This is a genomic window from Aeromonas sp. s1(2024), from assembly GCF_040908005.1.
Classification (GTDB): Bacteria; Pseudomonadota; Gammaproteobacteria; order Enterobacterales; family Aeromonadaceae; genus Aeromonas; species Aeromonas caviae.
Map to the genome: position 1 here is coordinate 17,831 of NZ_JBFOCW010000005.1, position 21,974 is coordinate 39,804.

A 21,974-nucleotide genomic window follows, 5' to 3' on the forward strand; every position below is an offset into this window, starting at 1 on the left:
ATCCTCCAGCAAGCAGCTCGCCGAGCAGCGAGCTGAAGATGGCCTTGCCCCCATCGTGCTCGCCTCCTCCTGCCCTCCCCATTCTCAGACCCATGCCCATAAAAAAACCGGCCACTGGGGCCGGTTTTTGGTTTCTTGCTGGCGCTTAACCCAGGCGAACCCGAGCATTGCGGAACATGCGCATCCAGGCGCCATCCTCTCCCCAGTTGTCCGGGTGCCAGGAGTTGGCCACGGTGCGGAACACCCGCTCCGGGTGCGGCATCATGATGGTGGCGCGGCCGTCCGCACTGGTCACCGCGGTGATACCGTCAGGGGAGCCGTTGGGGTTGGCCGGGTATTGCACGGTGACGTTGCCGCGGTTGTCCACGAAACGCAGCCCCACCAGACCGCTCTGTTGCAGCGCAGCCAGGTGAGCGGCATCGCGCACTTCCACGCGCCCTTCCCCGTGGGAGACGGCAATCGGCATCACAGAGCCAGCCATCCCGGCGAAGAAGGCAGACGGGGAGTCCTGCACTTCCACCAGGCTGAAGCGCGCCTCGAAGCGCTCGGAGCGGTTGCGCACGAAGCGCGGCCAGAGATCGGCCCCCGGGATGAGGTCGCGCAGGTTGGACATCATCTGGCAACCGTTGCACACCCCCAAAGAGAGGGTATCGCCGCGCTCGAAGAAGCGCTGGAACTGCTCACGGGCGTTGTCGTTGAACAGGATGGACTTGGCCCAGCCTTCCCCCGCCCCCAGCACGTCGCCGTAGGAGAAGCCGCCACAGGCCACCAGGGTCTGGAAATCTTCCAGCTTGATGCGCCCCTCGAGGATGTCGCTCATGTGCACGTCGACAGCGGTAAAGCCGGCGCGGTCAAAGGCGGCCGCCATCTCCACGTGGGAGTTGACCCCCTGCTCGCGCAGCACCGCCAGACGGGGAGAAACCCCGCGAGCGATATAGGGCGCGGCCACGTCGTCGGACGGGTTGTAGGTGAGCCTGGCCTGCAAACCCGGATCGGTGGCGTCCTGGCGGGCGGCATGCTCCTGATCCGCGCACTCCGGGTTGTCACGCAGGCGCTGCATCTGCCAGCTGGTCTCGCCCCAGATGGTGCGAAGGGCGGTGCGGCTGGCGCGATACACCTCGCTGCCGGCACGCTGGAACAGGATGAGGTCGTCTTCGCGCACCGTGCCCAGCACATGGGAGCAGGCTGCCAGACCGTGACCGGCCAGCAGGGTCAGCACCGCTTCCTTGTCTTCGCGACGAACCTGGATGACGGCCCCCAGCTCCTCGTTGAACAGGGCCGGCAGCAGGTCGCCACCCACGCGATCGAGCTGGATATCGAGGCCGCAGTGACCGGCAAACGCCATCTCGGTCAGGGTGACGAAAAGGCCGCCGTCGGAGCGGTCGTGGTAGGCAATCAGCTTGCGATCCGCCACCAGCGCCTGGATGGCGTTGAAGAAGCCCTTGAGCTGGACCGGGTTGTCCAGATCCGGGGCACTTTGCCCAAGCTGGCGGTAAACCTGGGCCAGGGCCGAGGCGCCGAGGCGCTGCTTGCCGTTGCCAAGGTCGATGAGGATAAGGTCGGTCTCACCGAGATCGGTGCGCAGTTGCGGGGTCACGGTATTGCGCACGTCCTCGACCCGGGCAAAGGCGGAGATGAGCAGGGAGAGCGGCGAGGTGACGCTGCGCTCTTCCCCGTCCTGCTGCCAGCGGGTCTTCATGGACATGGAGTCCTTGCCCACCGGGATGGTGATGCCAAGGGCCGGGCAGAGCTCTTCGCCCACCGCTTTCACGGCTTCGTAGAGACCCGCATCTTCACCCGGGTGGCCGGCTGCGGACATCCAGTTGGCGGAGAGCTTGACCCGCTTGAGGGAGCCGATATTGGCCGGTGCCAGGTTGGTCAAGGCCTCGGCCACCGCCATGCGGGCGGAGGCGGCATGAGAGAGCAGCGCCACCGGGGTGCGCTCGCCCATGGACATGGCTTCACCGTGGTAGCTGTCGTAGGTCGCGGCGGTAACGGCGCAGTCAGCCACCGGGATCTGCCAGGGGCCGACCATCTGGTCGCGGTTGACGAGGCCCGTTACGGTGCGATCGCCGATGGTGATGAGGAAGGACTTCTCCGCCACGGTCGGCAGGCGCAGCACGCGCTCGGCGGCGTCGCTGAGGGTGATGCCGTCCAGTTGCAGCGCCTTGCCCTGGGCGGGCAGGCTCTGCACGTCGCGGTGCATCTTGGGCGCCTTGCCAAGCAGCACGTCCAGCGGCAGATCGATGGGCTGGTTGTCAAAGTGATCATCAGAGAGAGTGAGATGCTTCTCTTCGGTGGCGGTGCCGATGACGGCATAGGGGGCGCGTTCGCGCTCGCACAAAGCCTTGAACAGAGGCAGCTTGTCCTGGGCCACGGCCAGCACATAGCGCTCCTGGGATTCGTTGCACCAGACTTCCAGCGGGCTCATGCCCGGTTCGTCGTTCGGAATGGCACGCAAGTCGAAGCGACCACCGCGATCCCCGTCGCTCACCAGCTCCGGCATGGCGTTGGAGAGACCACCGGCGCCCACGTCGTGGATGAAGACGATGGGGTTGTCGTCCCCCAGTTGCCAGCAGCGGTCGATCACTTCCTGGCAGCGACGCTCCATCTCGGGGTTGTCACGCTGCACGGAGGCGAAGTCGAGATCTTCGGCAGACTGACCGGACGCCATGGAGGAGGCTGCGCCGCCACCCAGGCCGATGTTCATGGCCGGACCACCCAGCACGATGAGGGCCGCCCCCACCGGGATCTCCCCTTTCTGGACGTGCTCGCTGCGGATGTTGCCGATGCCACCCGCCAGCATGATGGGCTTGTGGTAGCCGCGCACCTCGACGCCGTTGTGGCTCGGCACCTGCTCTTCGAAGGTACGGAAGTAACCCAGGATGGCAGGGCGACCGAATTCGTTGTTGAAGGCGGCGCCGCCAAGGGGCCCTTCCTGCATGATGTCAAAGGCGCTGACGATGCGGCTCGGCTTGCCGAAGTCCTGCTCCCAGGGCTGCTCGAAACCGGGGATGCGCAGGTTGGAGACGGAGAAGCCCACCAGGCCCGCCTTGGGTTTGGCGCCACGGCCTGTCGCACCCTCGTCGCGGATTTCGCCGCCGGAGCCGGTGGCGGCACCCGGGAAGGGAGAGATGGCGGTCGGGTGGTTGTGGGTCTCCACCTTCATCAGGATGTCGACGCGCTCCTGGTGATACTGGTACTCACCGTTGGCGGGGCTCGGGAAGAAGCGGCCACCCTGGCTGCCTTCCATCACCGCGGCGTTGTCTTTGTAGGCAGACAGGACATGATCCGGCGTCTGCTCGAAGGTGTTCTTGATCATCTTGAACAGCGACTTGGGCTGCTGCTCGCCGTCGATGGTCCAGTCAGCGTTGAAGATCTTGTGACGGCAATGCTCGGAGTTCGCCTGGGCAAACATGTAGAGCTCGATGTCGTTGGGATTGCGACCCAGCCGGGTGAAGTTGGTCACCAGGTAATCTATTTCGTCATCGGCCAGGGCCAGACCCAGGGTCACGTTGGCCTCTGCCAGGGCGGCGCGACCACCACCCAGCACATCTACCTGGGTAAAGGGGCGCGGCTCGTGGTGAGCAAACAGGGCGGCGGCCTCGTTCATCTCGGCAAAGACCACTTCCATCATGCGATCGTGCAGCAGGGCCGCGATCTCGCTGCGCTGGGCCACGCTCAGCTCACCCTTGGCCTGCACGTAATAGGCAATGCCGCGCTCCAGCCGCTTGACCTGTTTCAGGCCGCAGTTGTGGGCGATGTCGGTTGCTTTGGAAGACCAGGGGGAGATAGTGCCGGGGCGGGGGGTAACGAGGAACAGCTGACCGCTGGGGGTGTGTTCCGGGATGGTCGGGCCGTAGCGCAGAAGCTGGCCCAAGGTCGCTCGCTCGGGGGGCGACAGCGGGCTCGTCAGCTCGGCAAAATGCACGTATTCCGCATAGACGCTTGCTATCTCTACTCCTCTCTGTGCGCAGCTCTGCAGCAGCTTGTGGACACGAAACTCAGACAGTGCTGGGGCACCACGCAAGATTTCCATATACCTTTCTCACCAAGTTTTAGAGTGTGGGGGGATTTGAGACGCGCGTATTATAGGGATCAGGCCCATCCTGAACAAACGTTTTTCTCATCTCGCGCGGTGTGACTCCCTTCATACTCTCTGGTATAAAGGTGCCTCTTTTTTGACAAATGCCGATTTTTTCAACAAGGGTACTCACCTACTTGCGCTGCATTTTTCGACTGTTCATCGGGATGATGTTGACGCTGGCCCTGGCCGGTTGCGACTTCTACCACCCCTCCAGCCAACTGGAGCAGATCCGCCAGCGAGGCGAGATCCGGGTTGGCACCCTCTATGGCCCCACTTCCTATTACCAGCGTGACGACACCGCACTGGGGTTCGACTACGAGCTGGCGCAGCTTTACGCCGACTGGCTGGGAGTCAAGCTGACCATAGTACCGGCCTACAGCACCGCCGAGCTGGTCGAGCAACTGCAAAAGGGCAAGCTGGATCTCGCCGCCGCCGCCATCGTCGTGACCCCGGAGCGGCGCAAGCTGTTCCGCTTCGGCCCAGGCTTCTACCAGGTCTCCCCCAAGCTGGTCTATCGCAACGGCTCCCCCAGGCCCAAGAACCTCGGTGACATCAAGGGCAGCATAGTGGTGCCGGCGGGCTCCACCGGCGAGGACCTGATGAAGGAGCTGGCCAAGCAGTACCCCAACCTGAAGTGGAGCACCAATCGGGATGCGGACGTGGAAGAGCTGCTCAAGCAGGTGGCCGACGGCAAGGTGGACTACACGGTGGTGCAGGACACCATACTGGCCCGTACCCAGCGCTACTACCCCGAACTCACCGAAGGCTTGACCCTCGCCAGCAAGCAGACCGTGGCCTGGGCCATGACCAAGCTGCCCGACGACAGCCTCTACGCCAGCATCATCGACTTCTTCGGTCAGCGCTTCATGGATGGCGCCATCGCCAAGCTCGACGAGAAGTACTTCGGCCACGTGCAGAACTTCGATTTCGTCGACACCCGTACCTTCCTGCAACGGGCCAAGAGCCTGCTGCCCAAGTACCAAGCGCTGTTCCAGACCCACGCCAAGGATATCGACTGGCGGCTGCTGGCCGCCATCAGCTATCAGGAATCCCACTGGGATCCCCAGGCACGCTCCTACACCGGGGTGCGTGGCATGATGATGCTCACCGGCCCGACCGCCAAGGCGATGGGGGTAAACGATCGCACCCACCCGGAAGAGAGCATCAAGGGGGGCGCCCGCTACCTGCAGGAGATGATGGCGAAGGTGCCCGACTCGGTCCCGGCGGACGAGAAAGTGTGGTTTGCCCTCACCGCCTACAACATCGGCTACGGCCACATGATGGATGCCCGCCGCCTGACCAAGGAGCTGGGCAAGAACCCGGACGCCTGGAGCGACGTGAAAGAGGTGCTGCCCCTGTTGCAGCAGTCACGCTGGCATCGCAAGGTGCGCTATGGCTATGCCCGTGGCGGCGAGGCGCGCAACTATGTCAACAACGTGCGCCAGTACTACCAGAGCCTGCTCTGGCTCGACAACGAACAGCAGAAGGCCCATCGTCGCGAGGAGCTGGACGAGGACGACAGCAGCGAGCCGGACGTGCCAGCACAGCGTCCGGCCATCATCGCCGAAGTGGTCAAACAGATCATCACCCCCTAGCCTCGCCGGGGGTGTGTTTTCCTGCCCTGTTCTCTGTTACCATCCTTGGGTATACGAGGGGCGCTGGAGCGAACTTATTGCAATGTATTCATTGCGTTGCAGTTCCTGCCAAGGGCCCTTTCGGCCCCACGCAAGACCAGGGAGGAGAACAGGATGCGAGCACGCAGAAGAGCCATATTGGCCCGAAAAACCAAATGTGCCTGGAGCCCGAGACGCAAGCTCAAGCTGGCCGACATGAAACGCAAGATCTGGCACAGAAACCGCTCCTTCACGCTGCTGATAGCGGAGCACACAGTATAAACCCGGCATCAGCCGGGTTTTTTTATGGCTATGTCCCAATTACGTGTTGCATCGGGTGCCCTAGCGCCTCATGCAAACACATCTTGGTATTTACCTCCCTGCCGTAACGTTCCAGCATCCTGCGCCAGCCCAGATAATTCCTCAGGTAGTGGGTTGCGACTCCATGGAATCGTTCCATCCACTCCTTCAACCGCCGGTGATATCCGTTCACATGCTGGATGTGGTATGCCCCAATGACTCGCTCACCTAGACGGTTGTGCACCACCTGATGTGTTATGCCCCGCGCTTGGCTGAAACTGGCATACACCCCTGCACCATCACTGCAGAGCACTGCATCGGGCGCGATGAGTGGCTGCAACACCGCTTTTACCGTCTGCGCATCCAGCCTTTCCAGCTGAAAGTCGGCTTGATGGCCCGCCCTGTCCTGCACCACCATCACCGGGATGTAATCCCGCCCGGTCCCCCGGGTACGCCCTTTCCCGCCACGATGTCTTGCCGGACGAGGCAACCCTCGCTGCCCCTTGAACGATTCGAGGAAGAAGGTTTCATCCACTTCCACAATGCCTTCTTCCCATGTTGCCTGGTGGTTTGCCATCGCCTTCAGGAAGCGGTGACGCCACAAGAAGGCGGTGTTCTTGCAAACACCGCAGCGGACGGCGGCCTGGCGGACAGTGAGCCCGTCGATGAGAGCCTGGGCGTAGTCCTCCCAATGCTCAGCCTTACGTAATCTGGCCAAAGGCGTCTTGGTGAGGAGGGAGCTGGTTCGCCGACACTGCTTACAACGGTAACGACGCAGCCCACGGCTCCAGCCCCAGGGGGCCAGCTGGGTGTCATCCGCCTGGCAGTGGGGACAGCCGCAGCATGTGGGTAACTGGGCATGGAGGGACGTAATCGGGTGTGGAGCGGCGAGCTCATGCTGAGCGACACGGCGCTGACGCAGAGTAAGTAATGGAAAGAGGGACAACAGGTGTTGGAAGGCTGGCGTATCCATGATGAAGGTCCTCGCGGTGATGACCTACTTCCAGATTAGCCTTCCAACACATAATTGGGACAGCGCCTTTTTTATGCCTTGTCAGGCTGCGCTTCAAACAGAACGGTGCGCTTGGAGACCAGGGTGTTGCAGTGGTTGCAAAAATAATCCACCGCGCCGCAAGCCTTAAGCCGCTCCAGCTCCTGCCCGCAGGCAGGACACAGGGCCCGGATACGATAACGGGCCTGACATTGGCCACACGTCGTCTCGCGGCTGCGGCTGTCCAGTTCGCCCTGACAGGCAGGGCAGGTCAGCGTGTTCATTCTCTTCTCGACTCCTCTTTACGTCACTGTGCACCGGCGTCACTCGCAGCCCCTCCCCCGGTTTGTCTGCCCTGAGGAGGGCCATCAAGAAAAACGGCTGCCGGTAAGGGCAGCCGCAGGGCTTTATTTCTTCGCTTTGGCCTTGAGCAGGCGCTTGCGCTGGCGTTCCTGGCTCAGGGTCAGGGTGTTCTTCTTGCCCTCGAACGGGTTGACCGACTCCTGGAACTCCACCCGGATCGGCGTCCCCATGATCTTCAACGACTTGCGGAAGTAGTTGATGAGGTAGCGCTTGTAGGAGTCCGGCAGGTCGTTCAGCTGGTTGCCGTGGATCACGATGCGCGGCGGGTTGTAGCCACCAGCATGGGCATACTTCAGCTTGACCCGGCGACCATTCACCATGGGCGGCTGGTGATCTTCCTGGGCCATCTGCATGATGCGGGTCAGCATGGCGGTGCTGGTACGGCGGGTCGCGGACTCGTAAGCCTCGTTGATGGATTCGAACAGGTGACCGACGCCACTGCCGTGCAGGGCGGAGATGAAGTGCACCCGGGCGAAGTCGATGAAGCCCAGACGTCTGTCCAGCTCGTTCTTGACGTCCTCTTTCACCTTCTGATCCAGGCCGTCCCACTTGTTGACCACCAGTACCACGGAGCGGCCGCTGTTGAGCACGAAGCCGAGGATGCTCAAGTCCTGATCCGTGATGGTCTCCCGGGCGTCAATGACCAGCAGGCAGACGTTGGCATCTTCAATCGCCTTGAGCGTCTTGATGACGGAGAACTTCTCCACCGTCTCGTGCACCTTGCCACGGCGACGCACGCCGGCGGTGTCGATGACCACGTATTTCTGATCGTCGCGCTCCATGGGGATGTAGACGGAGTCGCGGGTGGTACCCGGCATGTCGTAGACGATGACCCGATCTTCACCCAGCATGCGGTTGGTCAGGGTGGATTTGCCAACGTTGGGGCGACCGACGATAGCAAATTTGATGGGCAGGTCGGCGAACGGCGTCTCCTTGGTATCTTCCCGGGTGTCGAGCTCACCGGCAGCCACCATGCGCAGCAGGGCCTCTTCGTCGAACTCCTCCAGCTCCTCTTCCTCTTGTGCCTCGGTGGCAGAGCCGACCAGGGTCTCGAGGTGGGGGGCCAGGGCCAGCTCCAGCAGGCTCAGTACGCCACGGCCGTGGGCGGCTGCCATCTGGTAGACCTCGCCCAGGGCCAGACCGTAGAACTCGGACACCGCGGAGTCACCGTCGATGCCGTCGGTCTTGTTGGCCACCAGAAACACCTTCTTGTGGGTCTTGCGCAGGTGCTCGGCGATAGCCTGATCCGCCGCGGTGAGACCGGCACGGGCATCCACCATGAAGAGCACCACATCGGCCTCTTCGATGGCCAGCAGGGACTGCTCGGCCATCTTCAGCTCGATCCCCTCCTCGGTGCCATCGATACCGCCGGTATCGACCACGATAAATTCCAGCTCGCCCAGCTTCGCCTGGCCATATTTGCGGTCCCGGGTCAAGCCGGGGAAGTCGGCAACCAGGGCATCCCGGGTACGGGTCAGGCGGTTAAACAGGGTGGATTTCCCCACGTTGGGGCGGCCCACCAGGGCAACTACAGGAGTCATAAAAGCCTCATTCTCAAGACGACAAAGGCTCCGGGTCCGAAGACCAGGAGCCGGATATTCACATTATCGGACGATCAAGGACGCTTGAGGGCGTACAATTTGCCGTCACGGCTCTGCACATACAGGGTGTCACCCTCCACCAGCGGAGCGGCATAGAGACCACTGCTGTCGAGCTGCTGCATGGCCTTGATGGTCCCGTCGGTACGGTCCAGCCAATACAGGTAACCTTCCACATCGCCGACCACCACATAGTCACCCAGGATGACGGGGGCGGTCACGGTGCGGTTTTCCAGCTGGGTGTTGGACCACAGCTCGAGACCGTTGCGACGATCGACCGCAAACAGATGGCTGCGGCTGTCGGTCAGCACGATGGCATTGCCGGTCACCGCCATGTCGCGATAACCGGAATACTTGCGCTTCCACACTTCGTCTCCGCTCATCAGCTTGCGCGCCATCAACTGGCCGTTGTAGGCGATGGCGTAGAGCTCATCACCGGCAATCAGCGGGCTGGCATCGACGTCCACCATCCGATCCAGTTCGGTGGCGCCGCGCGGGTCAGCCACCTTGGATTGACGCACCGGCTGACCGTTGCTCAGCAGGGCGATGCCCACCTTGCCATCGGCGCGGCCATAGATGACGGCACCGTTGGTGATGATGGGGGCGCCGGCACTGCGCAGGGTCAGGGGCGGCTGCTCTTCGGACAGGGTCCACTGCAGCTTGCCCTCGTCGGTATCGAGCGCCACCAGGCGACCGGAGGTGGTCAGCACCACCACGCGGCCATCCTCGACGGCGGGGCTCGCCACCACTTCCCCCGGCACCGTGGTCTGCCACAGCACTTCGCCGTTGGCCTCGTTCAGGGCGTAGACCACCCCGTTTTCGGACCCGAGGAACAGCTTGCCGTAGCGGGAAACCAGGCCGCCGGAGAGACGGGCGCTGCGCTTGTCGGCGTTGATGGGCAGATCTGCCAGATCCACGCTCCACAGCTCCTTGCCGCTCTCGCGCTCGAAGGCGGTCACATCGCCATCACGGGCCGCTGCATAGATGCGGTCCTCTTCCACCACCGGCTTGAGCTGGGAGTAGAAGTTGCCGATGCCATCCCCGACCGAGGAGGACCAGGCGGTATCGGCAGTGAACGCGGACTCGACCTTGGGCAGGGGTGCCATGGGGTTGAGATCTTCTTCCGAACTGAACAGGGAGCAGCCCTGCAAGGCGAAGGAGACAGCCACCCCCAGCGCCATTCGCTTGTACAGATTACGCATCCGGAGCCTCGCCCGCAGTGACGGCTGGCAGCGCCAGATCATCCATCTTCAGCTTGAGTTCGGCGCTGCTCTGCAGGCCGCCGGCATCCGCCGCCGCCTGATAGGCATCGCGCGCTTCTTCGGCCTTGCCCTGCTTTTGCAGGATGTCGCCGCGCACTTCCGCCACCTGGGCCTTGAAGGCGTCGTTGTTGATCTTGCCAAGCTGGGCCAGGGCCTCGTCAGCCTTGCCCTGATCGCTCAGGACCCGGGCCAGACGCAGGGCGGCGATGGGCTTGATGCTGTCATCGCCACTGGCGGCCACCTGGGTCAGCTGCTCGGCAGCCAGATCCAGCTTGCCCGCCTTGACGGCGGCCGCAGCTAGTTGCAGGGCAGCCAGCTCGGCATAGGCGTCACCCTTGTGAGCGGTAATGAAGCTCTTTGCCTGCTCCAGGGCGGCGTCGTCCCCCTTGGCGAGCTGGGCGGTCATCTCGTTGTAAGCCTGGGAGGCGGCTTCCTGGTTGTTCTGCTGCATCTCGTTGTAGTAGCGCCAGCCAAAGAGGCCGACCAGACCGATCACGGTCCCGGCGATCACCGAGGTACCGTTCTCTTTCCACCAGTTCTTGATGACCTCAACCTGTTGTTCTTCAGTGGTATACACTTCCACAGCTTACTCTCCTTTCGCTGCCAGCAGGGCGATGGCGGCATCGACCGAGACGGTCTGTTGCTCGGCCTGGCCACGCAGATATTTGATGGTGATCTCCCCGCTTTGCACCTCGGTCTCCCCAAGGATCAGGGCAATGGCCGCGCCGCTCTTGTCGGCACGCTTGAGTTGTTTCTTGAAGTTGCCGCCGCCGCAGTGGCTCATGAGGCGCAAGTCCGGCAGGGCATCGCGCAGGCGCTCTGCCAGGGCGAAGCCAGCCTGCTCGGTCCCCTCACCCACCATGCAGAGATAGACATCCACCGCCGGGCGGATGTCAGCATTGAGTTCGAGGGTTTCAAGCATCAGCACCAGACGCTCCATGCCCATGGCAAAGCCCACTGCCGGGGTCGGCTGGCCACCGAGCTGCTCCACCAGGCCGTCGTAGCGACCACCGGCACAGACGGTGCCCTGGGCCCCCAGGCTGTTGGTCACCCACTCAAACACGGTCAGGTTGTAGTAGTCGAGGCCGCGCACCAGACGCTCGTTCACCTCGAACTGGATGCCGGCCGCCGTGAGCAGGCGCTTGAGCCCTTCGAAGTGAGCCAGGCTCTCTTCGCCCAGGTGATCGAACAGACGGGGGGCACCCGCCAGGATGGCCTGCACTTTCTCGTCCTTGGAGTCGAGCACCCGCAAAGGGTTGCTGTACATGCGGCGCTGGCTCTCTTCGTCCAGCTCGCTCTTGTACTGTTCCAGATAGGCGACCAGGGCATCGCGATAGGCGGCACGTTCGTTGCTCTGGCCGAGGGTGTTGAGCTGCAGGGTCACGTGATCGCTGATGCCGAACAGGCGCCACAGGCGGTGGGTCAGCATGATGAGCTCGGCATCGATGTCCGGCCCGTTGATGCCGAACAGCTCGACCCCGAACTGATGGAACTGGCGATAGCGACCTTTCTGGGGACGCTCGTGGCGGAACATGGGGCCCATGTACCACATCCGGCGTTCCTGGTTGTAAAGCAGACCGTGCTCGATGCCGGCACGCACGCAACTGGCGGTCCCTTCCGGACGCAGGCTCAGGCTGTCGCCGTTGCGGTCTTCAAAGGTGTACATCTCTTTTTCGACCACGTCGGTCACTTCACCGATGGCACGCTTGAACAGATGGGTCTGCTCGACGATGGGCATGCGCACTTCGCTGTAGCCATAGCTGGCCACGACCTGGCGCAGGATCTGTTCTACTTTCTGCCATACCGGGCTCTGCTCCGGCAGGCAATCATTCATACCGCGAATAGCTTGGATCTGTTTTGCCACGTTGATACTCGAGAAAAAGAGGTAAAATTTGGCCGCATTATAGGGATTTTCGACCCCGAGGTAAAATCGGGAGCCCGGATGCGGGATGTAAAATCAACAACCTAAAGCCGGGGCCACCCCAGGTGGCCCCGTCATCGTTCAACCTTTGTCCACCTGGATCTGGTTGGCCGGATCCAGCATGGCAGCCCGGGCACGGATGCGACGCTCCAGAGTCGGGATCAAATCCTTGTTGTCGAGCCGGTCGACCCGCTGGCCCCCCTCGTAGAAGGCACTCTTGTTGGCGGCGCCCGCAAGGCCGAGATCTGAGACCAGCGCCTCCCCCGGACCGTTCACCACACAGCCGATGATGGAGACATCCATCGGGGTGATGATGTCTTCGAGCCGCTCTTCCAGGGCATTGACCGTGCCGATGACGTCGAACTCCTGACGGGAGCAGGAGGGACAGGCGATGAAGTTGATGCCGCGGGAACGGATGCGCAGGGATTTGAGGATGTCGAAGCCCACCTTCACCTCTTCCACCGGATCGGCGGCCAGGGAGATGCGCAGGGTGTCGCCAATCCCTTCGCTCAGCAACATGCCAAGGCCAATGGCGGACTTGACCGCGCCGGCGCGAAAACCGCCCGCTTCCGTGATGCCCAGATGCAGGGGTTGATCGATCTGCTTGGCCAGCAGGCGATAGGCACCGACCGCCAGGAAGACATCGGACGCCTTGACGCTCACCTTGAAGTTCTGGAAGTCGAGGCGATCCAGGTAATCCACGTGGCGCATGGCGGACTCCAGCAGCGCCTCTGGGGTCGGCTCGCCGTATTTCTCCTGGAGATCACGCTCAAGGGAACCGCCGTTGACGCCGATGCGGATGGGGATGTTGTAGTGACGGGCGCAATCCACCACCGCACGCACCCGCTCCTCGTTGCCGATGTTGCCCGGGTTGATGCGCAGGCAATCGGCCCCGTATTCGGCCACTTTGAGGGCGATGCGGTAGTCGAAGTGGATGTCGGCCACGATGGGGATGCGGGTCTGCTGCTTGATGAGCTTGAACGCTTCCGCCGCCTCCATGGTGGGGACGGAGACCCGGACGATGTCGGCGCCGACCCGCTCGATCCGCTGGATCTGCTCGACGGTAGCGGCCACGTCCGTGGTCTTGGTGTTGGTCATGGTCTGTACCGTGATGGGGGCATCGCCCCCAACCGGCACGTTGCCGACCATGATCTGTCTGGATTTGCGACGAACGATGGGTGATTCGTGTGCGGGCTTTTCGTGAACAGACATGGCGGACTGATTACTCCTGCGGCAGTGAGAAGCGGGCAGTCCGGCCGTTGTTGTAACGGCTCATGTCGAAGGACTTGCCCTGATATTCGAGATTGACCGCCATGGGCGCGCCAATGATGAATCTGAGTGGCTCGGGTCCTTCCAGTACCAGTTCGTCGTTCGCCTTCTTCAGACCGCTGAACAGGGTCTTGCCGTTGGCATCCTTGACGTCCAGCCAGCAATCGGCGGTGAAGCTCATCTTGAGCTGGGGCGCCTTGGCGGGCTCGGTGGTCGTGCTCTCGGCAGTCGAGACCGCGCCGGAAACGTCCGTCGGGACGGCTGCGCTGGCATCCGTAGCGACCACAGGCAGGGTCGCGGTGGCACCGCTCACCACAACCTGGGTGGACACGGCATCGGACGCTGCGGGCAGCACGGGCTCGGCGACCTCCACGGCGGGGGCAACATTCGCTTCCGGCGTATTGACGGTCGCGCTCATCTCGGTCGCCGCCAAGGCGTCGTCACCGGCAGAGCGGCGCGCCGTGCTCTGCCACCACCAGGCGACGGAGAGCCCGATCAGCACCAGAATCACCAACCAGGTCACCACCTTGAGCCGGCTGTCATTGGCCTGCTGGCGGGAGCGACGGGAGAAGCTCTGCATGTCGATGTTGTCGGGGGGAGTCAGTCCCAGCTTTTCGTAGGCGGCGAGGATGGTCTCCTCGGGGATGCCCACGAGCTTGGCATAGGCCCGCAGATAGCCACGAATGAAGGTATGGGACGTGTGCTTGTCATAGGTATCCGCTTCGATGGCGGCGATCAGGGTCAGACGAAGGTGAATGCGGGACGCAACCTGTTCCCGGGTCCAGCCGAGCTGTTCACGGGCATTGCGCAGCAGCTGGCCTGGGCCAACTGCCTGGGAGTCGTCTTGGAAATCGTGTGGCTGTTCAGTAGTCATTGGCTAAGTAACGCTTGGCTTGTTGCGAAGTGGGATATTGCCTTACCAGCTCAGTCCCGAATTGGTGAAGTAATGCCGGTTTGTCCATGGCCTGGGCCAGCCGCAGCCGGAGCCAGAGGCTCTCCTCGTTCTCCTCTGCCACGTCGGCAAAGCGCACGAGGTAAGACTGGACATCAGGAAGCTTGCCATCTTTCATGGAAAGCTCGGCCATGTCCAGCAATAACCTAGGATTGCGGGGATTATACCCCAAGGCCAGACGATAATACTCGCCAGCCTTGTCATTTCTGTGATTTTGCATCGAGCAGAGCGCCGCATTCTCGTAGGTATCGGCGATCTTCACGTAATCGGGCTGGCTGACGGCCTGCAAGAACGCCTTTTCCGCTTCGTCGAAGCGGCCACGGTTGCAGAGGAAGGCGCCATAGTTGTTCATCGCGTCAGCATTGGACGGATCCATGGCCAGCGCTTTCTTGTAGCTCGCCTCGGCGGCCTTGAAATCCGACACCTGCTGATAGAAATAGGCAAAACCGATGTAGACCTGAGGATTGTTGGGATCGTACTGAAGGGCGCGGTCGAGATTGAATTTGGCCTGCTCGGCATTGCCCTGGCGCAGATACTGGATACCCAGATCGAGACGAGTCTGGGCGGCGGCCTTGAGGTCGGGACCCACTTCACGCTGGGTCGAATTCTGGCCAGCGTAAGTGGTCTCTGTGACACAGCCTGGCAGCGCACAGAGCGCTGCCACTACGATCAATGTACGGATATCCATTTCCTGTCTATACAATGGCTTAGGAGTTAAACCATTTTGACGGAAATCCCATCCTGTTGCATCCGATTTTTCATGGTGCGCTTGGTGCGGTCGATCACCTCCCCCACCAACTGCCCACAGGCGGCGTCAATGTCGTCACCACGGGTTTTGCGCACGATGACGGTCAGGCCGTATTCCATCAGCACCTTGGAGAAACGGTCGATACGGCTGTTGCTCGGCTTGCCAAACGGGTTGCCCGGGAAGGGGTTGAACGGGATCAGGTTGATCTTGCAAGGGGTTTCCTTGAGGACCTTGGCCAGCTCATGGGCATGCTGCATGTCGTCGTTGATGTGGTCGAGCAGCACATACTCCACGGTCACCCGGCCTCCGTTGGCGTTGGACTTGGCCAGATAGCGACGTACCCCGGCAAGGAAGGCTTCGATGTTGTACTTGTCGTTGATCGGCATGATCTCGGAGCGAAGCGCATCGTTCGGCGCATGCAGGGAGATGGCCAGGGCAACATCGATCTGGTCGCCCAGCATGTCCAGCGCCGGCACCACACCGGAGGTGGAGAGAGTGACGCGGCGCTTGGAGATGCTGAAGCCGAAGTCATCCATCATCAGCTTCATGGCCGGTACCACGTTGGCGAGGTTGAGCAGCGGCTCACCCATGCCCATCATCACCACGTTGGTGATGGGGCGCTTGCCACCCACCACTTTGGCGGCACGCCACACCTGGCCGATGATCTCGGAGACTTTCAGGTTGCGGTTGAACCCTTGCTGGGCGGTGGAGCAAAAGGTGCACGCCAGGGCGCAGCCCACCTGGGAGGAGACGCACAGGGTAGCGCGGTCCGCTTCCGGAATGTAGACGGTCTCCACCTCCTGATCGCCCACCTGCAGCGCCCATTTGATGGTGCCATCGGCGGAGCGCTGTTCACGGCTGATCTCGGGGGCACGGATCTCGGCAATCGCCTTGAGCCGCTCGCGCAGCGCCTTGTTGACGTTGCTCATCTGATCGAAATCATCACAACCGAAGTGATAGATCCACTTCATTATCTGATCTGCCCGGAACGGCTTCTCGCCCAACTCGACGAAGAAGGCACGCATGGCATCCCGGTCGAGATCCAGCAGGTTGGTTTTTGTTTCGCTCATCAGGGGCCTCAGCTCACACACTTCATAAATTATCGGCTGACCTACGTCAGGGGGCGGCATTGTACAAATAATGGGTCTGGCTTTCCACCTGGAGAATAAGTGGATATTGGCAGGATGACCAAAAAACAAAAGGGAGCCGAAGCTCCCTTGGTCACCAGCAGACAACATCAGCCGCGCGGGCAGATCTCGTCGTCGGAGAAGAAGTAGGCAATTTCACGGGCGGCAGAGGCCGGGGCATCGGAGCCGTGGACGGCGTTGCGATCGATGCTCTCGGCGTAGCAGGCGCGCAGGGTGCCGGCCAGGGCCTCTTTCGGGTTGGTGGCGCCCATGATTTCACGGTGACGACGGATGGCGTCTTCACCTTCCAGCACCTGTACCATGACGGGGCCAGAGGTCATGAAGCCGACCAGACCATCATAAAACGGCTTGCCCTGGTGCTCGGCGTAGAAACCGGCGGCCTGTTCGCTGGTCAGGTGCAGCATCTTGGCAGCAACCACTTTCAGTCCGGCGCTTTCGAAGCGGCTGTAAATGGCACCAATCAGGTTCTTGCTGACCGCATCCGGCTTGACGATGGAGAAGGTACGTTCGATAGCCATTGAGTTCTTTCCTTAACTACAGAGTTTTATTGTAGGAATCCATGTTCGGCGGCGATTATACGTAAACAAAAAACGAAATAACACACAAAAAATCAACTTTTTGTTAAACAAAAGAATCCTTGAAACAACATGGTGACTCATCTTGTGCCAGGGTAGAGAGAAAAAATGTGCGCTTGCGCACGATCGGCATGCTAATGCCTCAAAACCGTATCAATTGCTCAGCAAAGCAGCACTGGAAAGGGCCCCCTGAGGTGCCCTTGTGATGCCGTTCACTGACTCAGCGCGCCTCCGCCATCAGGGTATGGGCGATGGTGCGCATCCCCAGGGTATTGGCCCCGGGCGCCCACAGACTGTCGCCGTTCTCGCTGAAGCAGGCGGCGAGATCGACATGCAGCCAGCCTCTTCCCTCATCAGGGACAAAGCGGGAGAGGAAGCCTGCCGCATTGGAGGCTCCCCCCGGTCCGCCGCCCGGCACGGGGCGGCTGTTGGCGGTGTCGGCATAGTGGGACGGGCACTGCTGGCGATGCCAGGGCTCCAGCGGCAGCGGCCATGCTGGCTCCTGCTCCGCATCCGAATAGGCCATGGCGCGGCTCACCAGCCCCTTGTCCAGTCCAAACAGGGCGTTGTAACGCCCCCCCAGCGCCATCACGGCCGCCCCGGTGAGGGTGGCGGCGTCGATGATGAGCGGCGCACCAGACTCGCCGGCCAGTTGCAAGCCGTCGGCCAGGATCAGACGCCCTTCGGCGTCGGTATTGACCACCTCCACCGTGGTGCCGTTCTTGTAGGTGAGGATGTCACCCAGCTTGTAGGCATGGCCGGATACCAGGTTCTCGGCGCAGCAGAGGATGAGCTTCACCCGCTTGTCGAGGCCACGCAGAATGGCCAGCGCCAGCGCGCCGGTGACGATGGCGGCACCGCCCATGTCGTGTTTCATGGTCAGCATGCCCTGGGAGGTTTTCATGGAGTAGCCGCCGGAATCGAAGGTGATCCCCTTGCCCACCAGGGCGGCCGCTACCGGCGCCTTGGGATCCTTGCCCGGATTGAAATCCAGCTCCAGCATCACGGGCTCGCGGTCACTGCCACGACCCACTTGATAGAGACCGACCCAGCCCGCCTGTTGCAGCGCCTCTCCCTTGAGGATGCGATGGCTGATCCGGTCCGGTGCCAGCTCGGTGAGGAAGGCGGCGGCTTCGACCGCCAGCTCCAGCGGCCCCAGCTGCTCCGGGGTGGCGTTGGTCATCTCCCGCACCCAGCGCCCGCACAGCCAGCGAGCCTCCAGCTCCTCCCTGTCCTCCTCGGACGAAGTGGCCCACTGCAACCCCACTTCCGCCTTGGGCGTCTGCAGCCCCTGGGCAAAGGCCCACTGCTGCTCGCGCTCCCAGTGGCCAGCCAGGACAACCTGCTGGATCCCCTGGCTACACAGGCGCCGCGCCGCCTGCTGGATATCCAGCAAGGGAGTGGCGCTCACCAGATGGATCACCATGCCGTCGGCACGGTGGGAGAGCAGCGCCCCCTCCCCCCACTCGGCCGGTGCAAACTCTCGGCTCAACCAGACGTTCATGCGCACACCTCCTGCAGCCAGCGGGCAATCGTGCGAAGACCATGGCCCTTGGCCCCGGTCGCCCAGAGCTCATTGCCCGACTTCTGATAGGAAGCGGCCAGGTCCAGGTGCACCCAGCCCTTGCCTTCGTCACGGACGAAGCGCGACAGGAACGCCGCTGCCGTGGTGGCGCCGGCAGTACCTTCTGCGGACGCCACATTACCCAGCTCGGCAAAGGCCGAGGTGAGCTGGCCTGCGTGCCAGGGTTCGAGCGGCAGCGGCCAGGCCTTCTCGTTTTCAGCGTTGGCGGCAGCCAGCGCGCGCACCTGCTCCGCCTCATCGAGGGCAAACACGGCATTGTAGTCGCGGCCCAGCGCGGTCTTGGCGGCGCCGGTCAGGGTAGCAGCGTCGAGGATGTAGGCAGCCCCGCTTTCGCTGGCGGCCAGCAGGCCGTCTGCCAGCACCAGGCGACCTTCCGCGTCGGTATTCTGGATCTCGACCGAGATGCCGTTGCGATAAGTGAGGATGTCGCCGAGCTTGAAGGCGTGGCCGGAGACCAGGTTCTCGGCGCAGCAGAGGATGAGCTTGACCCGCTTGTTCAGGCCACGGCTGATGGCCAGCGCCAGGGCGCCGGTCACCATGGCGGCGCCGCCCATGTCGGACTTCATCGGCAGCATGTTGTCGGAGGACTTCATGGAGTAGCCGCCGGAATCGAAGGTGATCCCCTTGCCCACCAGCGCCGCGACCACAGGGGCGTTGGCATCCCCGGTCGGGTTGTAGTCGAGCTCCAGCAGCACCGGCTCGCGCTCGCTGCCACGGCCCACCGACCAGACCCCGATATGACCCGATTCACGCAAGGCTTCGCCAGCGGTGATGCGGGCGGTCACCTTGTCACCGCCGAGGCTGCGAATGAGCAGCAGAGCGGACTCCGCCAGGCTCATGGGGTAGATGGCTTCCGGGCAGCCGTTGGTCACCTCGCGCACCCAGCGGGTCGCTTTGAGCAAAGCAGCCAGCTCGGCAGCCTCCTGATCGCTCTGCTCGCCGAAATCGAGCTCGCGATCCCCCTTGGCGGCATAGAAGCCCTGGGCAAAGGCGTAGCGACGCTCCCCATTCCAGCCCTCACCCACCAGTTTGACGCGCTTGATGCCGCTCGACTCGAGGCGTCTGGCCCCGCGCTGGATGGCGCGCAGCGCCTCCTTCTCCTGGCCAGCGGCCAGATGGAGATGGGCCTCGTCGCCGTTGAAACTGAGCAGGGCACCCTCGCCCCAGTGGGCGGCGGCAGCCTGGGACGACAACCTTACGTTCATCATGTCAGCCATGTTCTCTTGCTTCCTTTTTATTGGCACTTTCATCAACGAATAGGGAAATCACGGGCACAAAAAAGGCCGCTCCCTCAAGGGTCACGGCCTTCACCATATCATTACTGCACCATGAGATGCTGCACGCGCAATTCACTCATGTGTAATTAAGGGGTCATCAGTGGCGCTCGGACGCCAGATTCAGGGTGTACTTGGGCAGTTCCACCACCAGATCCTCATCCGCCAGTCTGGCCTGGCAGCTGAGACGGGATTCCGGCTCCAGCCCCCACGCCTTGTCCAGCATGTCGTCTTCCAGCTCGTCGCTCGGCTCGAGGGAGTCGAACCCTTCCCGCACCACGCAATGGCAGGTAGTACAAGCACAGGACTTCTCGCAAGCGTGCTCGATCTCGATGCCGTTGCGCAGCGCGATATCCAGAATGGTTTCACCGGTCGCACCTTCGAGGGCCGCGCCGTCCGGACAGAGCTCGGGATGGGGCAGAATAATCAGTTTTGGCATATCACACCTTGTTGACGTTTTGTCCGGTCAGTACCTTGCGGATGGAGGCATCCATCCGGCGGGCTGCAAATTCGCCACTGGCAGCGTCCGCCGCCTCGATGGCCTCTTTGATCTGATTGGTGGTGCCCGTGCTGCGCATAGTCAGCAGATGGGCGATGGCGGCATCCAGCTCGGCCCGCTCGGTGGGGCTCAGCAACGCCTCGCCATCGGCGGCCAGGGCGGCGTTGAGGCTCTCAACCACCCGGTCGGCCTCGACCTGCTGCTCCGCCAGCATGCGGGCGTCCATGTCCTGCTGGGCATTGGCGATGGAGGCGCTCAGCATGTTGAGGATGTCATCCTCACCCAGCCCGTAGGAGGGCTTGACCTGGATCTCGGCCTGCACGCCGGAGGATTTCTCCATGGCGCTGACCGACAGCAGACCGTCCGCATCCACCTGGAAGGTGACGCGAATATGGGCGGCGCCGGCCGCCATGGGCGGAATGCCGGTCAGGGTGAAGCGGGCCAGGGAGCGGCAATCCGCCACCAGCTCGCGCTCCCCCTGCACCACGTGGATCGCCATCGCGGTCTGGCCATCCTTGAAGGTGGTGAACTCCTGGGCGCGGGCCACCGGAATGGTGGTATTGCGCGGGATCACCTTCTCGGCAAGGCCGCCCATGGTCTCTAACCCTAAGGAAAGCGGGATGACGTCCAGCAGCAGCATCTCGGCATCAGGCTTGTTGCCCACCAGGATGTCGGCCTGGATGGCGGCACCGATGGCCACCACCTTGTCGGGGTCGATGCTGGTCAATGGCGTGCGGCCGAAGAACTCGCCCACCCGCTCGCGCACCAGCGGCACCCGGGTCGAGCCGCCGACCATCACCACTTCCAGTACCTCTTCCTGCTCGAGACCCGCATCGCGCAGGGCGCGCCGACAGGCCTGCAGGGTGCGTTTGACCAGGGGCTGGATCAGCTCGTCAAACTGGCTGCGGGTGACGGTACCCTGCCAGCCGGCAAAGGCGCAGACAACGGCATCGGCATCGGTGAGGCCGTGCTTGATGCTGGCCGCCGCATCCAGCAACTCGCGCTGGGTACGGGCATCGAGCTGACCGGACAACCCGGCTTGCTCTTTGAGCCAGTCCGCCAGCAGATGGTCGAAATCGTCACCACCGAGTGCCGAGTCGCCACCGGTGGCCATCACCTCAAACACCCCGCGATGCAGGCGCAGGATGGAGATATCGAAGGTTCCGCCACCCAGGTCATAGACGGCGATCACCCCTTCCTGGCCTGAGTCGAGGCCATAGGCGATGGCGGCCGCCGTGGGTTCGTTGAGCAACCGCAGTACGTGCAGACCGGCCAGTCTGGCCGCGTCCTTGGTACCCTGACGCTGGGCATCGTCAAAATAGGCGGGCACCGTGATGACCACGCCGTCGAGATCTCCCCCGAGGGACGCGGCACCGCGCTCGGCCAGTTTTTTCAGGATCTCGGCCGAGACCTGCACCGGATTGACCAGCCCCTGGCGGGTCCGCAACTGGGGCATGCCCGTCTCGGTAGCCACGAACTCGTAAGGCTGCTGGCGGGTATCGATGTCGGCCAGCGCCTTGCCCATCATCCGCTTGACCGAGACGATGGTGTTGTGGGGATCGAGGGCCGCCTCACGCTTGGCATCGAAGCCAACCCGGATGGTATCGGCCTGGTAATGGACCACGGAAGGCAGCAGATCACGCCCCTGCTCGTCACAGAGGGTGTCGGCCTGGCCGCTGCGCACGGCGGCGACCAAGGAGTTGGTGGTGCCAAGATCGATGCCGACGGCACGTTTATGCTGGTGAGGTGCGGCGCTCTGGCCTGGCTCGGCAATTTGCAGTAATGCCAT

At 62.6% G+C, this 21,974-nt stretch carries 17 protein-coding genes; 1 reads left to right on the forward strand and 16 read right to left on the reverse strand.

Annotation, left to right across the window (positions count from 1 at the left end; translation table 11 throughout):
* Positions 1 to 145 precede the first annotated feature (145 nt).
* Entirely contained in the window at positions 146 to 4,039 is a 3,894-nt protein-coding gene (purL, locus tag AB5Y70_RS01290; protein WP_010675040.1) for a phosphoribosylformylglycinamidine synthase, read from the reverse strand.
* Positions 4,040 to 4,188: 149 nt separating this feature from the next.
* On the opposite strand from purL, the gene mltF reads away from it, so the two are divergent.
* The gene (gene mltF / locus AB5Y70_RS01295; RefSeq protein ID WP_029314683.1) at positions 4,189 to 5,682 is read left to right on the forward strand and encodes a membrane-bound lytic murein transglycosylase MltF; all 1,494 of its coding nucleotides are present in this window, start codon (positions 4,189 to 4,191) and stop codon (positions 5,680 to 5,682) included.
* Between the two features lie 328 nt (positions 5,683 to 6,010).
* Here the strand turns inward: mltF and AB5Y70_RS01300 are convergent, their stop codons facing one another.
* The 15 genes from AB5Y70_RS01300 to hscA all read right to left on the reverse strand — a co-directional run bounded on the left by AB5Y70_RS01300 (position 6,011) and on the right by hscA (position 21,974).
* Positions 6,011 to 6,973 carry an IS1595 family transposase gene (locus AB5Y70_RS01300; RefSeq protein WP_010675043.1) on the reverse strand — a complete coding sequence of 321 codons (963 nt, stop codon included), beginning with the start codon at positions 6,971 to 6,973 and terminating at the stop codon, positions 6,011 to 6,013.
* Between the two features lie 71 nt (positions 6,974 to 7,044).
* Complete coding sequence (locus AB5Y70_RS01305; protein WP_069651392.1) at positions 7,045 to 7,275, reverse strand: zinc ribbon domain-containing protein; 231 nt, start codon at positions 7,273 to 7,275, stop codon at positions 7,045 to 7,047.
* 123 nt (positions 7,276 to 7,398) lie between these two features.
* A complete protein-coding gene (der, locus tag AB5Y70_RS01310) occupies positions 7,399 to 8,895 on the reverse strand; it encodes a ribosome biogenesis GTPase Der (protein WP_010675045.1) in 1,497 nt (498 codons plus the stop codon).
* 74 nt (positions 8,896 to 8,969) lie between these two features.
* A complete protein-coding gene (gene bamB / locus AB5Y70_RS01315; protein WP_039038719.1) occupies positions 8,970 to 10,154 on the reverse strand; it encodes an outer membrane protein assembly factor BamB in 1,185 nt (394 codons plus the stop codon).
* Positions 10,147 to 10,797, reverse strand: a complete 651-nt coding sequence (locus tag AB5Y70_RS01320) for a tetratricopeptide repeat protein (RefSeq protein WP_010675047.1) — start codon at positions 10,795 to 10,797, stop codon at positions 10,147 to 10,149. The genes bamB and AB5Y70_RS01320 overlap by 8 nt, the downstream gene beginning before the upstream one ends.
* Before the next feature lie 3 nt (positions 10,798 to 10,800).
* Positions 10,801 to 12,078 (reverse strand): histidine--tRNA ligase, encoded by a 1,278-nt coding sequence (gene hisS, locus AB5Y70_RS01325; protein WP_010675048.1) that lies wholly within the window; start codon positions 12,076 to 12,078, stop codon positions 10,801 to 10,803.
* A 138-nt stretch (positions 12,079 to 12,216) separates the two neighbouring features.
* A complete protein-coding gene (ispG, locus tag AB5Y70_RS01330; RefSeq protein ID WP_010675049.1) occupies positions 12,217 to 13,347 on the reverse strand; it encodes a flavodoxin-dependent (E)-4-hydroxy-3-methylbut-2-enyl-diphosphate synthase in 1,131 nt (376 codons plus the stop codon).
* 10 nt (positions 13,348 to 13,357) lie between these two features.
* Positions 13,358 to 14,278 carry a RodZ domain-containing protein gene (locus tag AB5Y70_RS01335; protein WP_010675050.1) on the reverse strand — a complete coding sequence of 307 codons (921 nt, stop codon included), beginning with the start codon at positions 14,276 to 14,278 and terminating at the stop codon, positions 13,358 to 13,360.
* Entirely contained in the window at positions 14,268 to 15,059 is a 792-nt protein-coding gene (gene tapF / locus AB5Y70_RS01340; RefSeq protein ID WP_080560523.1) for a PilW family type IVa pilus biogenesis/stability lipoprotein TapF, read from the reverse strand. The genes AB5Y70_RS01335 and tapF overlap by 11 nt, the downstream gene beginning before the upstream one ends.
* 11 nt (positions 15,060 to 15,070) lie before the next feature.
* Positions 15,071 to 16,174 (reverse strand): bifunctional tRNA (adenosine(37)-C2)-methyltransferase TrmG/ribosomal RNA large subunit methyltransferase RlmN, encoded by a 1,104-nt coding sequence (locus AB5Y70_RS01345; protein WP_010675052.1) that lies wholly within the window; start codon positions 16,172 to 16,174, stop codon positions 15,071 to 15,073.
* A 167-nt stretch (positions 16,175 to 16,341) separates the two neighbouring features.
* On the reverse strand, positions 16,342 to 16,770 hold the full coding sequence (ndk, locus tag AB5Y70_RS01350) for a nucleoside-diphosphate kinase (protein WP_010675053.1): 429 nt from the start codon (positions 16,768 to 16,770) through the stop codon (positions 16,342 to 16,344).
* A gap of 277 nt (positions 16,771 to 17,047) precedes the next feature.
* Positions 17,048 to 18,331 carry an aminopeptidase PepB gene (gene pepB, locus AB5Y70_RS01355; protein ID WP_010675054.1) on the reverse strand — a complete coding sequence of 428 codons (1,284 nt, stop codon included), beginning with the start codon at positions 18,329 to 18,331 and terminating at the stop codon, positions 17,048 to 17,050.
* Positions 18,328 to 19,629, reverse strand: coding sequence for an aminopeptidase PepB (gene pepB, locus AB5Y70_RS01360; protein WP_010675055.1), 1,302 nt, complete (start codon positions 19,627 to 19,629; stop codon positions 18,328 to 18,330). The genes pepB (AB5Y70_RS01355) and pepB (AB5Y70_RS01360) overlap by 4 nt, the downstream gene beginning before the upstream one ends.
* A gap of 157 nt (positions 19,630 to 19,786) precedes the next feature.
* Positions 19,787 to 20,125 carry an ISC system 2Fe-2S type ferredoxin gene (fdx, locus tag AB5Y70_RS01365; protein ID WP_005299781.1) on the reverse strand — a complete coding sequence of 113 codons (339 nt, stop codon included), beginning with the start codon at positions 20,123 to 20,125 and terminating at the stop codon, positions 19,787 to 19,789.
* Between the two features lies 1 nt (position 20,126).
* Positions 20,127 to 21,974, reverse strand: a complete 1,848-nt coding sequence (gene hscA, locus AB5Y70_RS01370; RefSeq protein WP_010675056.1) for a Fe-S protein assembly chaperone HscA — start codon at positions 21,972 to 21,974, stop codon at positions 20,127 to 20,129.

Coding starts and splice junctions, on each gene's coding strand:
- purL (WP_010675040.1), bottom strand. CDS start 4,039: ATGGAAATCTTGCGTGGTGCCCCAGCACTGTCTGAGTTTCGTGTCCAC.
- mltF (WP_029314683.1), top strand. CDS start 4,189: ATGCCGATTTTTTCAACAAGGGTACTCACCTACTTGCGCTGCATTTTT.
- AB5Y70_RS01300 (WP_010675043.1), bottom strand. CDS start 6,973: ATGGATACGCCAGCCTTCCAACACCTGTTGTCCCTCTTTCCATTACTT.
- AB5Y70_RS01305 (WP_069651392.1), bottom strand. CDS start 7,275: ATGAACACGCTGACCTGCCCTGCCTGTCAGGGCGAACTGGACAGCCGC.
- der (WP_010675045.1), bottom strand. CDS start 8,895: ATGACTCCTGTAGTTGCCCTGGTGGGCCGCCCCAACGTGGGGAAATCC.
- bamB (WP_039038719.1), bottom strand. CDS start 10,154: ATGCGTAATCTGTACAAGCGAATGGCGCTGGGGGTGGCTGTCTCCTTC.
- ispG (WP_010675049.1), bottom strand. CDS start 13,347: ATGTCTGTTCACGAAAAGCCCGCACACGAATCACCCATCGTTCGTCGC.
- AB5Y70_RS01335 (WP_010675050.1), bottom strand. CDS start 14,278: ATGACTACTGAACAGCCACACGATTTCCAAGACGACTCCCAGGCAGTT.
- AB5Y70_RS01345 (WP_010675052.1), bottom strand. CDS start 16,174: ATGAGCGAAACAAAAACCAACCTGCTGGATCTCGACCGGGATGCCATG.
- ndk (WP_010675053.1), bottom strand. CDS start 16,770: ATGGCTATCGAACGTACCTTCTCCATCGTCAAGCCGGATGCGGTCAGC.
- pepB (WP_010675054.1), bottom strand. CDS start 18,331: ATGAACGTCTGGTTGAGCCGAGAGTTTGCACCGGCCGAGTGGGGGGAG.
- pepB (WP_010675055.1), bottom strand. CDS start 19,629: ATGGCTGACATGATGAACGTAAGGTTGTCGTCCCAGGCTGCCGCCGCC.
- fdx (WP_005299781.1), bottom strand. CDS start 20,125: ATGCCAAAACTGATTATTCTGCCCCATCCCGAGCTCTGTCCGGACGGC.
- hscA (WP_010675056.1), bottom strand. CDS start 21,974: ATGGCATTACTGCAAATTGCCGAGCCAGGCCAGAGCGCCGCACCTCAC.